7 protein-coding genes are annotated in these 15,701 nt (G+C 42.3%); 2 read left to right on the top strand and 5 right to left on the bottom strand.

Annotated features, from left to right (window positions below; all coding sequences use genetic code 11):
- Window positions 1-201: 201 nt before the first annotated feature.
- Window positions 202-411 carry a hypothetical protein gene (locus tag QJ048_RS16835; RefSeq protein ID WP_282335570.1) on the top strand — a complete coding sequence of 70 codons (210 nt, stop codon included), beginning with the start codon at window positions 202-204 and terminating at the stop codon, window positions 409-411.
- A 94-nt stretch (window positions 412-505) separates the two neighbouring features.
- Here QJ048_RS16835 and QJ048_RS16830 read toward each other — a convergent pair whose 3' ends face one another.
- The 5 genes from QJ048_RS16830 to QJ048_RS16810 all read right to left on the bottom strand — a co-directional run bounded on the left by QJ048_RS16830 (window position 506) and on the right by QJ048_RS16810 (window position 9,041).
- Window positions 506-1,342, bottom strand: coding sequence for a hypothetical protein (locus QJ048_RS16830; RefSeq protein ID WP_282335569.1), 837 nt, complete (start codon window positions 1,340-1,342; stop codon window positions 506-508).
- A 464-nt stretch (window positions 1,343-1,806) separates the two neighbouring features.
- Window positions 1,807-3,150, bottom strand: coding sequence for an alpha-L-fucosidase (locus tag QJ048_RS16825; protein WP_282335568.1), 1,344 nt, complete (start codon window positions 3,148-3,150; stop codon window positions 1,807-1,809).
- Between the two features lie 167 nt (window positions 3,151-3,317).
- A complete protein-coding gene (locus QJ048_RS16820; protein WP_282335567.1) occupies window positions 3,318-4,337 on the bottom strand; it encodes an isoaspartyl peptidase/L-asparaginase family protein in 1,020 nt (339 codons plus the stop codon).
- A 303-nt stretch (window positions 4,338-4,640) separates the two neighbouring features.
- A complete protein-coding gene (locus QJ048_RS16815) occupies window positions 4,641-6,776 on the bottom strand; it encodes a M3 family metallopeptidase (protein ID WP_282335566.1) in 2,136 nt (711 codons plus the stop codon).
- Between the two features lie 372 nt (window positions 6,777-7,148).
- Window positions 7,149-9,041 carry an Ig-like domain-containing protein gene (locus tag QJ048_RS16810; protein ID WP_282335565.1) on the bottom strand — a complete coding sequence of 631 codons (1,893 nt, stop codon included), beginning with the start codon at window positions 9,039-9,041 and terminating at the stop codon, window positions 7,149-7,151.
- Between the two features lie 1,273 nt (window positions 9,042-10,314).
- Here QJ048_RS16810 and QJ048_RS16805 point away from each other — a divergent pair.
- Window positions 10,315-15,633 (top strand): DUF7507 domain-containing protein, encoded by a 5,319-nt coding sequence (locus QJ048_RS16805; protein ID WP_282335564.1) that lies wholly within the window; start codon window positions 10,315-10,317, stop codon window positions 15,631-15,633.
- Window positions 15,634-15,701: the final 68 nt, after the last annotated feature.

The following is a 15,701-nucleotide window of genomic DNA, read 5'->3' as shown; positions in this document are numbered from 1 at the left end:
GTTTATTTTACTACTCAGCCGCTTCCGTTACAAGAGGGAGGGTGTGGGTAGTTAGAAAGTGAACTTAGGTATTTTTTTTGATAGCTAAAAGCTTCAATGAAAAAATTATGCTATCCCTGATGATCACAAAGAAGGGCGTTTCGCAAGAGAACGAGACCTGACTCGTTTGAAATAATACTGATTTTCTTTTTCTTTGTTTCTATGTTGACTAAATCGATGATCGAAAAGGTGAAGGAATTACTTGCCTCTCAAAGCGCAGAAGACAGGGAGATGGGCAATAAGTTCCTGAAAGAATTTGACGCATCAGAAGCGCAGATACAGGCGATTCGTAAGTCCCTTTCAAGGCCCGGTCAGGAATATGAAATCATTGACGGTGAGATTTGCCCGCCGAAACAGTTGGGATTTTTTTAGTGGAGAATTGAGAGTTGAAAATGGAGAGTGCGGTTTGTAATTACAATAGTTTAATTTTCAATTGACACTCCACTCTCCACTGGCCACTCTCCGTCTATTTTATTTTCACATTAGACAAGTCGCAATCATATATTACTTCAAGTGAATCATAAAAACTAATCCCAAATTGAGGCCCATTTGCATTATAGTCATTGACTACGTACTTAGTAGGTAATCCATAAGCATTGTATTTTGTGATAGTAGGCTTCGGATGATATTTTACAGTACCGTCGTTTAGGTAATAGGCATTATTGACGCTATAGTCGCACTGCGTCAACTGCCATACAGGGTTTGTTCTGTAAGGGTTTATCTTATTGTCGTATAAAGCAGGAGGATCATACACAAGATTGTTGCTGGCATTGTAAGTAAAATTGGTTATTCCCGAGTTCGCTCCCTGGACTAGAGAACGCTGGGTTATGCGACCCTTACTGTCCAGCGAATAAATGTCCAGGATCTTTGCCCATGAAGGAAAGTCGGGTGATGGAGCAGGGTCGCTACTGGTACCAATCACAGGGCCTCCCCAATATATGTAAAAGGTGTCTGTTATTTTGTTGGGATAGTATTGATATGTTCTCCATTCAGTTGCATTGTCTGAACCGCTGTGTGTTTTTATATAGTCTGTTAACCGGTTTTTATTGTCATAACGAAAATAGAAATTGTAAACTGCCCCGATGCGTTCCTCATCAGTGACCATCTTCGTCATACGGTCCTTTTTGTCATAGGTTACGTTATACACAAAGCTCGTTCCGGCAGTGTACACAATAATTTGATTCACCTTGCATGCGTCGCAAGTTGCAAAAGGATTCTGTTCAATATAGTCATACGCCTTCTTACAGCCATTACATAAAATCATAAGAGCTAAAAAGAGCAAAGGGGTGATCTTGCATTTCATAAAATGAGTTTTTATAAATGAAAAAATAAAACGCTTGTTCAGGCAGGATTATTAGTTGGCAGGGTAAAAGGACTTACAAATTAGCCTCATGCTTCAAAATGGAAGAATGAGCATATAAACCGGTTCAGTGCTTTATTCGATTACACTCAAAAAGATAAATCAAAGACACAAGTTTGCGTGAAACGAGGTAAGAAAGAAGAATAGAATTTTTTAGGATAGCATCGCCAAGATAAGCAAATCAGTTGGTCCCTGCAATACCGCAAAGTGGTAGGAGTTGGGGTGTATAATGTATGCGGTTGTTGGGGGATGTGTGAAACTCATTAAAGGGATGCAACCGGCTACGGGAAACATTCAGTAACGACGGAGAGTAAGACCCCGGACAAGAAGAATAATGTATTCGGATGGTTATAAAAAAAGCGCAACAGGAGTTGCGCCTTTTTATATTGAATTAAAAATTATTCTGGTTAATTCAAGCCCCCTTTGCCTCTGTAAAGACTTATCGGCTTGTCCAATTCAACCGCCAATACAGACATGTACTTGTCCTGCACAGAAGCAGGTACATCGATGTAAACCAAGCCAGGAACAGGACTCCATGATATTTTGCCAACAATTTTATACTGCAGCTTTTGGTTTGTACCCACAACTCTTATGCTTTTAATATTATTGTTCAAACCTTTCAGCATAACATTGCCGGTAACTTTTCCCGCAAGAAACAAGTAAAGCGTTGTTGAATCTTTTGATAAAGTTGACGGACCATAAAAATGTCCTTGTGGCATACCGCCCACAGTATTGAAAATCGCTTCTGCATGTTTTTTGTTCCAGGCACCCAACTCTTTCAAAACATTTATCTCTTGCGGAGGAATGGTGCCATCTTCTTTTGGACCAATATCTAAGAGCAGGTTTCCGCCATTGGAAATAGCATCAGCAAAAATGGTAATGACTTCATACGGCGTTTTCCACGCAGTATCCTTGGGCTGGTAACCCCAGCTGCCATTGATGGTCATGCAAAGTTCCCACCATTTAAATGCAGGTCTTGAAACGGGAAAATTTTGTTCTGGAGTATCATAGTCGCCATATCCTTGCAAGCGTCCGTTAATGATGGCCGCCGGTTTGTCGCCCAAAATTATTTTGCGCACTTTATCTGCCTGCCATTCTGCTGCACTGTGTTCCCAGTCGCCATCGAACCACCAAAGGTCAGGGTGATATTGTTTGCTTATTTCACTTATTTGCCCCTGGTAAAACTTCTGAAAGCGTTCCCAACGTTGCGGATCATCAGAAGCTTTATAGCGGTTGCTATCTTTCAGGAACCCCGGATAATCAGGATAGCTCCAGTCGATCAGGGAAAAATAGGCGCCACGTTTGATGCCTTGTTTGTCGAGCGCTTCGAAGAAAGGGTTTACCAAATCTCTTTTTGCTGGTGTATTTTTAACTACGCTGAAATGATTTTGTGCAGTGGGCCAGAGCGCCACGCCATCATGGTGTTTGGTAGTAAGAACCGCATAGCGTGCGCCTGATTCTTTGATCAAAGCAGCCCATTGCTGAGGGTTGTATCTTGAAGCCGTGAAGCCATTCATCTGCTTCATGTAATCAGCATGGCTGATTTTTTTATTGTGAAAGCTCCAGCTTTCATCAATACCATTTACATCATAAATGCCCCAGTGAATGAATATGCCCAGCTTTGCATCGGCAAACCACTGCATTTTTTCGCGAATGGAGTCTGGCTGTGTGTTTGTTTGTGTTTGTGCGGAAGCGCCTACAGAACACAGTAACATTAATATCAAACCTGTTGCAGGAAATAATCTTTTCATATAGTATGCTGTGGTATTTGAACGGTGTAAAACTATTTGATATAAAGTCAAAATTTGAAAGTCAATAGTCAAAAACCTCCACTATATTAACCGACAGGAAAGTCCAAAACCTTGTGGATGAGAGTACCATCCCATAGAGTTTTGATTTTTGCTTTCTTACTTTTTACTTAGAAATAATGCTTCGCGTCCACCAAAAAATTGGTAGTGTCGCCGTAGCAAACAGCAAAGTTAAATCCCTTTTGCAAGCAGAATCCGCCGTATTCGCCCTTCTTATTAATGGCTATGAACCCAACCTGGTTCTCTTTCGCCTTTGCATAATCTTTCTTCACAATGCGCTCCACCGCTTTTTTGCAGGCATCTTCCGGCTTATATCCCTGGCGCATTAATTCCACCACCAAATGGGTGCCGCAAATTTTAATAACCTCTTCACCCAAACCTGTTGCAGTGGCAGCACCTACTTCATTGTCCACAAACAAACCCGCGCCGATAATAGGAGAGTCGCCAAGCCTTCCACGCATTTTAAAACCCATTCCGCTCGTGGTGCAACTTCCGCTTACATTGCCCATTGCATCCAGTGCCACCATACCGATCGTGTCATGGTTCAAATCGCCATTGTCAAGATGTGACGGAGCAAAAGGGCCATGTCCCTGTCCTGAATTTTCAATATTTATAACAGGCTTGTATTCCGATTTTTTCAACCATTCTTTGTATGAACGTTCCGCATCATCAGATAATTTTTGAGGTTCAAGTGGAAAGCCTTCAGCTAATGCAAATTTCTGAGCCCCTTCACCCACAAGCATCACGTGCGGTGTTTTTTCCATTACTCTTCTCGCTACAGATATAGGGTGCTTGATACGCTCAATAGCGCCTACACTTCCGCAGTTGCCATGTTCATCCATGATACAGGCATCCAGCGTAACGAAGCCGTCCCTGTCAGGATTAGCTCCTAAACCCACGCAGCAATTTTGTGAAGCTTCCGTGACCATAACGCCCGCCTCGACGGCATCCAGCGAACGACCCTTGTTTTTCAAAATATCCCACGCAGCTTTGTTGGCATTGATGCCTTCCGCCCATGTGGAAATAACGATTGGCTTGAAACCGCCGCTCGTGGCTGCACTTAATTTTGAAAAATATAAACTACCCAAACCTAGTGAACTTAATTGAAGAAAGCTTTTTCTGTTTAACATGTGGCTTGAAAATTATCTGGTGAAAAACGTAGAGACAAGGCATTGCCTTGTCTTGCCTGCACTTTTTGTTACATCGAAGATATGAAGTTACCCTGTTGTTTTAAAGCGTGATAAATTAGAGCAATATCCTTGAATGATTTGTAGTTATTTATGAATGAAAAGCGCCACGCGAATGATGATTCAGGGTAGAGTGCGAGTTTTAAAAATGGCGTCGGTTTAATCTGGAGGAATATCACTTGTACGAACTAAAAAGGAGGCAATTTACACTGCCTCCTTTTTTTAAAATATTGCGATGGTTGACATTTATTTTTCAATCATTCCAAGATCTTTCAGCATTGGTGTAATATCCGGTGCATGTCCGCGGAAGTTTTTAAACATCGTCATGTAGTCTTCTGTATTGCCTTTCGACAAGATCATGTCTCTGAAGCGTTGACCATTTGCGCGGCTGATTCCACCGTTTTCCTGGAACCATGAATAAGCATCTTCTTCCAGCATTTTGGTCCATTGGTAAGCATAATAGCCAGCTTCGTATCCAGACCAGATGTGCTTAAAGTAAGTGCTACGATAGCGCGGAGGCACCGGCGTCATTTGCATTCCTACAGACAACAACGCATTTTTTTCGAAAGCATCGACATCTTTAACGAGCGTTGTGTCTTTTAGCATATGCCACTGCATATCTAAAACAGATGCACTAACCAATTCACTGAGACTATATCCTTTATTAAAGGTTGCCGCTTTACGTATTTTTTCGACGAGGCTTGCAGGAATAGGTTTTCCTGTTTTATAATGTACTGCATAGTGAGACAATACAGCAGGGTCCAGCGACCAGTGTTCGTTGAACTGCGAAGGAAACTCCACAAAGTCGCGGGCTGTATTTGCACCGGATAAGCTTGGATATTTTTGATTGGCGAAAAGACCGTGCAGCGAGTGGCCGAACTCATGAAAAATGGTAGTTACATCATCAAAGCTGATGAGTGCCGGTTGGCCCTTTGCTGGTTTTGTGAAATTGCAAACATTATAAATAACCGGCTTCTTGTTAAGCAGATGAGACTGATCTACGAGGTTGTTCATCCATGCGCCCCCTTCTTTGTTATCACGTTTATAAGGATCGCAGAAATACAACGCCATCGGCTGGCCATCGTTGTCAAATACTTCGTACACTTTTACATCTTCCTGGTAAACAGGAATATCATGTCGTGGTTTGAAAGTGATGCCATAAAGCAAATTAGCTGCATAAAAAACACCATCTTCCAAAACCTTGTTCATGTCAAAGTAAGGTTTGATCTCACTTTCATCCAGGTCATATTTTGCTTTGCGCACTTTTTCCGCATAATAATCCCAATCGTAAGGCTGCAATTTGAAACCGCCATTTTGTTTATCGATCAATGCCTGGATATCTGCTGCCTCTATGTTAGCTTTCTTCATTGCGTAAGGCTGCAGTTTGCTTAAGAAATCCATAACCGCTTCCGGTTTCTGCGCCATTTGATCCTGTAGCTTCCAGGCTGCAAAATTGTCGAAGCCAAGCAGTTTTGCCTTTTTAATTCTGAGAGCAACGATTTGTGTGATAATATTCCTTGTATCATTGGAATCGCTTTTTTCTGCTCTTGTCCATGAAGCATTGAATAAAGCTTCGCGTGTGCTGCGATTCGACAGCGATTGCAACATCGGTTGCTGTGTTGTGTTTTGTAATGAGATGAGCCATTTGCCCTTACTGCCAGCTTCACTCGCGTTATGCGCAAAAGCAGCCAGGTCCGTTTCAGCAATGCCTGCAAGTTGAGCGCTGTCGCTTATCAGCAAAGCGCCTTGCTTTGTAGCTGCAAGTAATATGTTACTATATTTTGCCGTCAGCAACGCTTCCTGTTCATTCATCTGTTTAAGAATTGTTTTGTCAGGATCAGAAAGCCTGGCACCAGCCATCAGGAACTTTTGGTAGTAGTATTCTACAAGTCTTTTAGATTCTGGGTCCAGTTGCAACTGTTCACGATCGTTATAAATAGTCTCAACTCTTTTGAATAATTTTTGATTCAGAAAGATTTCATCATTATGCACGGCCATCATCGGATCCACCTCTTCCTTTAGTTTGCTGAGAAACTCATTGGTGTTGGCGCCGGTTACCATATTAAAAGTGTTCAGGACGCGTCTCATCAATGTGCCACTCGATTCCATTGCCACCAACGTATTGTCAAATGTTGGTGTTTCGTTGTTTTCGGCGATTTTCCTTATTTCCTCATTGTGAATTTCGATGCCTCTTAGAAGCGCGGGCCGGTAATCCGCATCTTTTATTTTATCCAGCGCAGGAATGCTATACGGCAGTTTACTTTCTGCCAGAAGCGGATTGTCTTTTAAATTTTGCTCGTTGTTGGCCGCAGGTGCATTGGAGCAACCTGAGTTTGACACTGCCCATGCTAGCATTATTGTGGCTACGGTAAGTCGTCTCATTGATAAATTTTATTTGAAAAAAGTCGTTATTGGCGAATTTATTGAAATCTGCCGGTAAATTGTTTCATTTACATGTAAGGCGGATATTCACGGATGAGTCAGCGTTGAGGCTGGACAAACCGGCGGTGTATTGTCCGTGCCGGTGCTAGGATAATGAAAATGGTTATCGATATCTGCTAACGCTGACCACTACTATAGGCTGGCAACTTACCAACTACACGCTCCGCGTTCGCCTATTCGTTATAAAAAACAACGCGGGTGTCAAATGCCACAACCAATCATAATCTCTTGGTAAACAAAAAGGCAGTGAACGTATTTGATATGAAATAAATACGTTCGCTGCCTTTTTACAGAAAGACTCTTTTATCGCAACTATTGCTTCATAGTTTTCATCACTACACTTTCACTCTCTGTTGATATTTTGATCATATAAACGCCCGCAGCCAATGAACCTAAATTGCTCAGGTTATAAGTAGACGTTCCCTGACTCAACAAAATTTTCTCTTCTTTAACTATAACGCCAGAAGTATTAATAATGTTTATTATCGCGTTTTTCGCTTTACAACTATATAGGTTTAAATGCAGCGTCGTAGTAAACGGGGCTGGATATATGCTTTTGCTCGTTAGGCATGATTGAGCATTGCTTTGAACTGCTGCTACCATTACTACATTGCTATAGGTATATTTGCCATCTATATCTATGCTTTCCAAACGGTACCATGCATTGCCCTCTACATTGCGCTGTATATATTGATATTTCTGATTGCCGCTGAACTCGTTGCCCGTCGCGGGTATCGTAGCAATCGGAGCAAAATTTACGGCATCTCTACTATATTCTACGATATGACTTCGTACATTAATTTCAGAAGTAGTTGTCCAATTTAATATGTTGTCATTACCCGAATGTGACGCTTCAAAAGACAATAGTGTTAGAGGCAATGAACAGGGCTGCACATTAACCGCCGAAGCCGGAGAAGCAGAAACACAGTTAAAGTTTCGAGCTGATATATTAATGGCATCTCCCACTACAACGCGATAATAGCCCGCTTGTGGTGATGGATTTGTATAGCTGGAGGAAGTGGCTCCGGCTATAGGTGTCCATGTATTCCATGAAGTTTCATTCTGCGATGGGCTGTAATACCATTGATATGACAAATTTGCTCCGAGCGATCCGTTGTCAACAAAAGTTGTAGTAAGAGTCATTGACGAGTTTGTGCAATAAGGAGTTGAAGTGCCATCAATTGTTGGTATTGTTATTGGAGGAAAACATCCGTATATAGCAATGTCATCCAGTGCAAAATCGTTACCATTACCCCCGCTGGTATTATTGTAGATTTTTAATTCAACAGAACTCACGCCGGCAGGAACAGGAAAACTAAACCCGTAGTTACCCCATATAACGTTATTATTGGACTGGCGGGGAAGGGGGCCGGTAATAAAATTGGTCAAAACCGTAGAGGTTGACGGGTCCGAAATTTCAAAACGAAAACTAGGGTCATCAGGACTAGCGGTTACACCTGATTTCACGAGGTTTGCCGCCCAAATTGAAAAATAAAGTTGACTGGTATTAGGGCAAATTCCTGTAATTGTGTGATCATAAAACTTATCAGGAGTTGCTGAAGCGTTCACGCACATAAAATACCCCTTGCTAAGATTATTGGGGAATGTATGGTCATCCATCTTGCTCTGCCATGCTGCAAGGGGAGAGGGAGGGGTTGATCCCCACCCTTTAGTAAGGGTGTACTGGCCATTACCGGGGTTGCCGCTATTGATATTACCTATATACCCTAAGGTTGTTTGACCTGAAGGTAATTTCGGACCGATATTAGTGGCAGATGCATTATCGCCGCCAAAATCATCCAAATACAATAAAGAACCAGTTGCAGCACAATCAGAAGGTGTTGTACTGCCGCAATTAGTATTTACAGCTACTGTTACGGTTTTAGGGTCAGTTGTGTTAGGCAAAGTTGTGGCGTTTTGAACAGTAACATAGTACGTGGTTGTGATACTTAATACATCTGTTTTATATGTAGCTCCGGTATAAAGTAAAGTAGAAAGAGATGCATCGGAATACCATTTAAATGTAGGGCTGCTTAATCCGGTAGTTGCTGTTAAAGAAGCTCCACTCCCACTGCAAACTGTAGCCGTAGGGATGTTGATGTTTGCAGATGTCGCTGTGCCCTGAGCAAACACTAAACTGCTAAATAAAAGAGAAACACAGCCAAGTAAGAATGATTTCAATGAATTTTTAAAGTTCAAATACATGCCGTCGACGTTTTTTTATAATTATTTTAAATGTTGTTTTCACAGGCGTTAAAATTCGCCTGTGAATGATATTTAAGCATTTGGTATAATTATCTTAGGGATGGAACCAAGTAGTCGTGTAAGCGATTTTTCAGGGCTCTTTTTACTTTTGATACATACTCAATCACCTGGTTTTATAATGAGTATTTTAATTAAGTAAAACAGTCAATATTTTTTATCCGATTTTGTATGTGTGATAGAACTAAACAAATAGTAGATGCGAATGATTCACAAAGCGTTGGATTCCCTCAAAAAAATAAAACAAGATTCTGTTCATCAAATATTTTGTCAGAAAAGGTCAGATATCGGCATTCCTAATAATTTAGGAAAATTCGTTATTTATCTAACTGAAATGAGACAGTAAATGACCTTATCAGTTGTCGTAAATTATAGCTGTTAGTCTCTGCGTTCAAATCCTGCGAAGCTTTTTTTACATTACGGAAAAGCATAGACGTTTTGGTTGAAAAAACAATTCACTTTCTACATCTGTATAAACTGGCTTCATGCTGCGTTTGTTGGCATTCATATATCGGCGAATACGGAGCTGTTTTGCAGCCGATCAGAGTCCCTTACGTTTTACCATAGGCTTTTATTCATTCTTGTTCCTGGACTAAATTTATTGCATCGATACGTTTATCGATAGGAATATTGTAGTTGCGATGATTACAAAATGAATGTTGGCATACTATTTTGGTAAATACGAAGATCAAAATAATGAATCGGTGCTCATTAAGTATTAAGGGATTTGGCCATTGGTAATTTTTAGAAATTATCATTGTCCATGCTGCAACCTTTGGTGTACTATATACATCTAAAAGTTTGCAAAACAGTATTTTAAATTTGCAAAAGAACGTTGTCTCCCCTTAGTAGATTCAATTATAAACAAATAATTGTTCCATCCAAAAAAGATTACCAGACTAAAAAAGATGTGTGTTTTATAATCGCCCATTGCGATTAAGCAGTGAATGATCTAACGATCCCACCTGTTTTCAAGTACTTATCTAACGTTGATATGTAATGTCAATGGTGATATAGTATTATGTACATATTATTTAAAAATTTATAAAATGAAAAAAAACTACAATGGTAAACCGAGCCAGTGAACAAATGTGCAAACGGGGTACTGTGCACAGGTGAAGTTCACAAGATCAACAGATGAATTGAGTTTAAACAGTCGGAAAAAATAAACAGCGACATTCTAATCATGAAAAGCAAACTGCTCAAAATAAAGCCTATGAATGTAATTTTCGATGGCGGACAGTATTTGGTAAAAAAAATATGGCTACCAATACTAATACTCTTACTGGCTTGTACTACTACAATTGTAAGGGCGCAACAAGACCCGCCAAGCGGTTTTGAGTCTTTCGATTGTAGCCAGAATGGCTACATAGTAGGGAACAACAGTCTCTATTCTATAAACATAAAAACAGGCGCAAGTCAACTAATAGCTGCCTTGCCGAATAGCCCTGCCGGTCCGGCAAAAACGAGTTATAATTCGATGGGTTATTATAGTGGGGATAACTCCCTTTGGGCGACCACTGGCTATGGTTACCTGGCAAAAATTGACCGGAACGGAAATGTACAGTTTTTTAATGTAACAGGTTTGCCAAATACTGTAAATGCGGGTACAAGCGGTCATGAAACCAGTGCCAATGCTGCATTTATTTGCGGTTCATCCGACATGAATGGCAATCTTTACCTGTACAATGCAAATGCAAAATATTATTATATAGTAAATGTGAGCAGTAGTACGCCTGTATATACCGGTAGGCTACAGTTGGGCAATGGTAATGGTTATAACATAGCCGATTGGGTGTTTGACAATAATACCAATACACTGACGGGAGTGGACGTAGGCGATAGTCCGATCAAAAAATACGTTTTTAATGCTGTTACAGGAGCGTTAGCAGGTACACCGATCACCATCAATCCGGGAACATCGGGCTTGAGTGCTGAAAACAGCAGTGGCTCTATTTTTACTGATGTATCCGGTACGACGTATTTGTATGGTAATACTACAGGTGGTTTTTACCGAATAAATAATTCGGCGCCTTATACGGTCTCTAAAATTACAAATCTGAGTGTATTTCAGAATAACGACGGAACGAATTGTCCTTGTATTTCTTTAGGTAATTTAGGATTTGCTAATAGTTTAAAAGATATAACATTCTGTTCCGGCACACCAATTGCCATTGATATGTTTGTATTTGGCACAGGGACACAAGATGTCCTGCGCATATTTAAAGACGGTAGCTTATATAAAGATAATGTAATTGGAACCGCTGATACAACAATTGTAAAAGGACTTAGTGAACCGGGCGTTTATACGGCATCTGTTTGGGGAGGAGGATGTAATGGTTGGGTTGCAATAAATGATACATTAACTATCAGAACGAAGAGTTGTATACCTGTACAGGGAACAGAGTCGTTCATCACATGGAAAAGTGTAAGTGATGCGAGTGGAGATGGCAAGGCACAGGCGGGCGAGAACCTGACTTATACCATCAATGTAAAGAATACAGGAGCTGTTCAACTGAATAACATAGCAGTGAGTGATGTGGTACCTGCGAATACAAGCTATGTAAGTGGCGGTGATTCATACAACAGCGGCAACAATACCGTAAGTTTTAGTGGAATGAACCTGGCAACAGGCGCGACAGCGAGTTACAGTTTTGTAGTGAAAGTAGCAAACGACCTGACAGGCATTAGCAAGGTAAGCAACCAGGCGACAGTGTTGGTAGATACAATTCCATCAACTCCTACGAAGCCAGCGGATCCTTCTAATCCAAACAACCCTGATCCATCATGTACGAATGCTGCGGGCTGTACAACGGACATACCGGTACAGGGAGTAGAGTCGTTCATCACGTGGAAGAGTGTGAGCGATGCGAGTGGAGATGGCAAGGCACAGGCGGGCGAGAACCTGACTTATACCATCAATGTAAAGAATACTGGGGATGTTCAACTGGATAATATATCAGTAAGTGACATGGTGCCGGCGCATACAAGTTATGTAAGTGCAAGTGGTGGAACCTACAACAGCGGAACCAATACAGTAAGTTTTAATGGAAACAGTCTGGCAATAGGAGCGACAAGGAGCTTCACTTTTGTAGTGAAAGTAACAAATGACCTGACTGATATCAGTAAGGTCAGCAACCAGGCGACAGTGCTGGTAGATGATCTGCCCTCAACTCCGACGAAGCCAGCGGATCCTGCTAATCCAGGCAATCCTGATCCTTCGTGTACGAGTATTGCGGGCTGTACAACAGACATACCAGTACAGGGAGTTGAGTCGTTCATCACCTGGAAAAGTGTAAGTGACGCGAGCAGCGATGGCAAAGCACAAGCGGGCGAGGAGCTGACTTACATCATCAATGTAAAGAATACAGGAAATGTTCATTTGGGTAATATAGCTGTTAGTGATGTGGTGCCAGCGCATACAAGTTATGTAAGTGGTGGTAGCTACAACAGCGATAACAATACAGTAAGTTTTAATGGAAACAACCTGCCAACAGGCGCTACAACGAGCTACAGTTTTATAGTGAAAGTAACAAGTGACTTAACAGGTATTAGTAAGGTCAGCAACCAGGCGACAGTGCTGGTAGATGATCTGCCCTCAACTCCGACGAAGCCAGCGGATCCTGCTAATCCAGGCAATCCTGATCCTTCGTGTACGAGTATTGCGGGCTGTACAACAGACATACCAGTACAGGGAGTTGAGTCGTTCATCACCTGGAAAAGTGTAAGTGACGCGAGCAGCGATGGCAAGGCACAAGCGGGTGAGAACCTGACTTACACCATCAATGTAAAGAATACAGGAAACGTTCAACTGGGTAATATAGCTGTAAGTGACGTGGTGCCAGCGCATACAAGTTATGTAAGTGGCGGTAGTTACAGCAGCGATAACAATACAGTAAGTTTTAATGGAAACAACCTGCCAACAGGTGCAACAACGAGCTTCACATTTGTAGTGAAAGTAACAAATGATCTGACAGGCATTAGTAAGGTAAGCAACCAGGCGACAGTGTTGGTAGATGATCTGCCATCAACCCCTACGAAGCCAGCGGATCCGAACAATCCTGACAATCCTGATCCATCGTGTACAGACGCTGCGGGATGTACAACAGACATACCAGTACAGGGAGTTGAGTCGTTCATCACATGGAAGAGTGTGAGTGATGCGAGTGGAGACGGCAAAGCACAAGCAGGCGAGGAGCTGACTTACACCATCAATGTAAAGAATACAGGAAACGTTCAACTGGGCAATATAGTTGTAAGTGACATGGTGCCAGCGCATACCAGTTATGTAAGAGGCGGTAGTTACAACAGCGACAACAATACCGTAAGCTTTAATGGAAACAACCTGCCAACAGGAGCGGCAACGAGCTTCACATTTGTAGTGAAAGTAACAAATGATCTGACAGGCATCAGTAAGGTAAGCAACCAGGCGAGTGTGTTGGTAGATGATCTGCCCTCGACCCCGACGAAGCCAGCGGATCCGAACAATCCTGGCAATCCTGATCCATCGTGTACAGACGCTGCGGGATGTACAACAGACATACCAGTACAGGGAATTGAGTCGTTCATCACATGGAAGAGTGTGAGTGATGTGAGTGGAGACGGCAAGGCGCAGGCAGGTGAGAATCTGGTATATACCATAAGAGTAAAAAATACCGGTACTCTTCAGTTGAGTAATATATCAGTTAGAGACATAGTTCCTGCCCATACAGTTTATGTAAGTGGCGGTATCTACAACAGCGACAACAATACAGTAAGTTTTCATGGAAGCAGCCTGGCAATAGGCGCGACGGCGACTTACCGATTTTTCGTGAAGGTGGCAAGTGATTTAACAGGTATCAGTAAGATAAGCAATCAGGCGACAGTGTTGGTGGATGATCTACCATCAACCCCTACGAAGTCAGCGGATCCGAACAATCCAGGCAATCCTGATCCATCGTGTACGGACGCTGCGGGATGTACAACAGACATACCAGTACAGGGAGTTGAGTCGTTCATCACCTGGAAAAGTGTGAGTGACGCGAGCAGCGATGGCAAGGCCCAAGCGGGTGAGAACCTGACTTACACCATCAATGTAAAGAATACGGGAGATGTTCAGCTGGGTAATATAGCTGTAAGTGACATGGTGCCAGCGCATACAAGTTATGTAAGCGGCGGAACCTACAACAGCGATAACAATACAGTAAGTTTTAATGGAAACAACCTGGCCACAGGCGCGACAACGAGCTACAGTTTTGTAGTGAAAGTAACAAATGACCTGACTGGTATCAGTAAGGTAAGCAACCAGGCGACAGTGTTGGTAGATGATCTACCATCAACCCCTACGAAGTCAGCGGATCCGAACAATCCAGGCAATCCTGATCCATCGTGTACGGACGCTGCAGGATGTACAACAGACATACCAGTACAGGGAGTTGAGTCGTTCATCACCTGGAAAAGTGTGAGTGACGCGAGCAGCGATGGCAAGGCACAAGCGGGTGAGAACCTGACTTACACCATCAATGTAAAGAATACAGGAAACGTTCAACTTGGTAATATAGCTGTAAGTGACATGGTGCCAGCGCATACAAGTTATGTAAGCGGCGGTATCTACAACAGCGGAACCAATACAGTAAGTTTTAATGGCAACAACCTGGCAACAGGGGCAACAGCGAGCTACAGTTTTGTAGTAAAAGTAACAGGTGACCTGACAGGCATCAGTAAGGTAAGCAACCAGGCGACAGTGTTGGTGGATGATCTGCCATTAACACCTACGAAGCCGGCGGATCCTGCTAATCCAAACAATCCTGATCCATCTTGTACAGATCTTGCGGGATGTACTACAGACATACCTGTACAGGGAATTGAGTCGTTCATCACATGGAAAAGTGTGAGTGACGCAAGTGGAGATGGCAAAGCACAAGCAGGCGAGGAGCTTACTTACACTATCAATGTAAAGAATACAGGAAACGTTCAACTGGGCAATATAGTTGTAAGTGACATGGTGCCAGCGCATACCAGTTATGTAAGAGGCGGTATCTACAACAGCGACAACAATACAGTAAGCTTTAATGGAAACGACCTGCCAACAGGTGCAACAACGAGCTTCACATTTGTAGTGAAAGTAACAAATGATCTGACAGGCATTAGTAAGGTAAGCAATCAGGCGAGTGTGTTGGTAGATGATCTGCCATCAACCCCTACGAAGCCAGCGGATCCGAACAATCCTGGCAATCCGGATCCTTCGTGTACAGATGCTACAGGATGTACGACAGATATACCGACGCTGGGCAAATTCCATATACCGAATGTGATAACGCCAAACGGGGATGGATACAATGACAAGTTTGTAATACAAGGTACAGAAGGGTATGATCAGGTGCAGGTTACAATATTCAATCGCTGGAACAATGTCGTGTATCAGAATTCGATGTATCAAAATAATTGGGACGGAAACGGATTGAATGCAGGTACCTATTTCTACGTGATACGAGCACTGAACAAGACAAGCCAACAATGGGAAGTTTACAAAGGTTGGGTAATGATTATGAGGTGATGAATAAGCAATAGTAGTATGGGATGTTTATGTTTTAAAGCATCTGCATCCTATACTTTCTTTACTGT

Origin of the sequence: Pinibacter soli (genome assembly GCF_029961145.1) — a bacterium.
Taxonomy (GTDB): Bacteria; Bacteroidota; Bacteroidia; order Chitinophagales; family Chitinophagaceae; genus Pinibacter; species Pinibacter soli.
The sequence above is the reverse complement of the archived record's forward strand: the minus strand, read 5'-3'. Positions and strand labels throughout refer to the sequence as shown.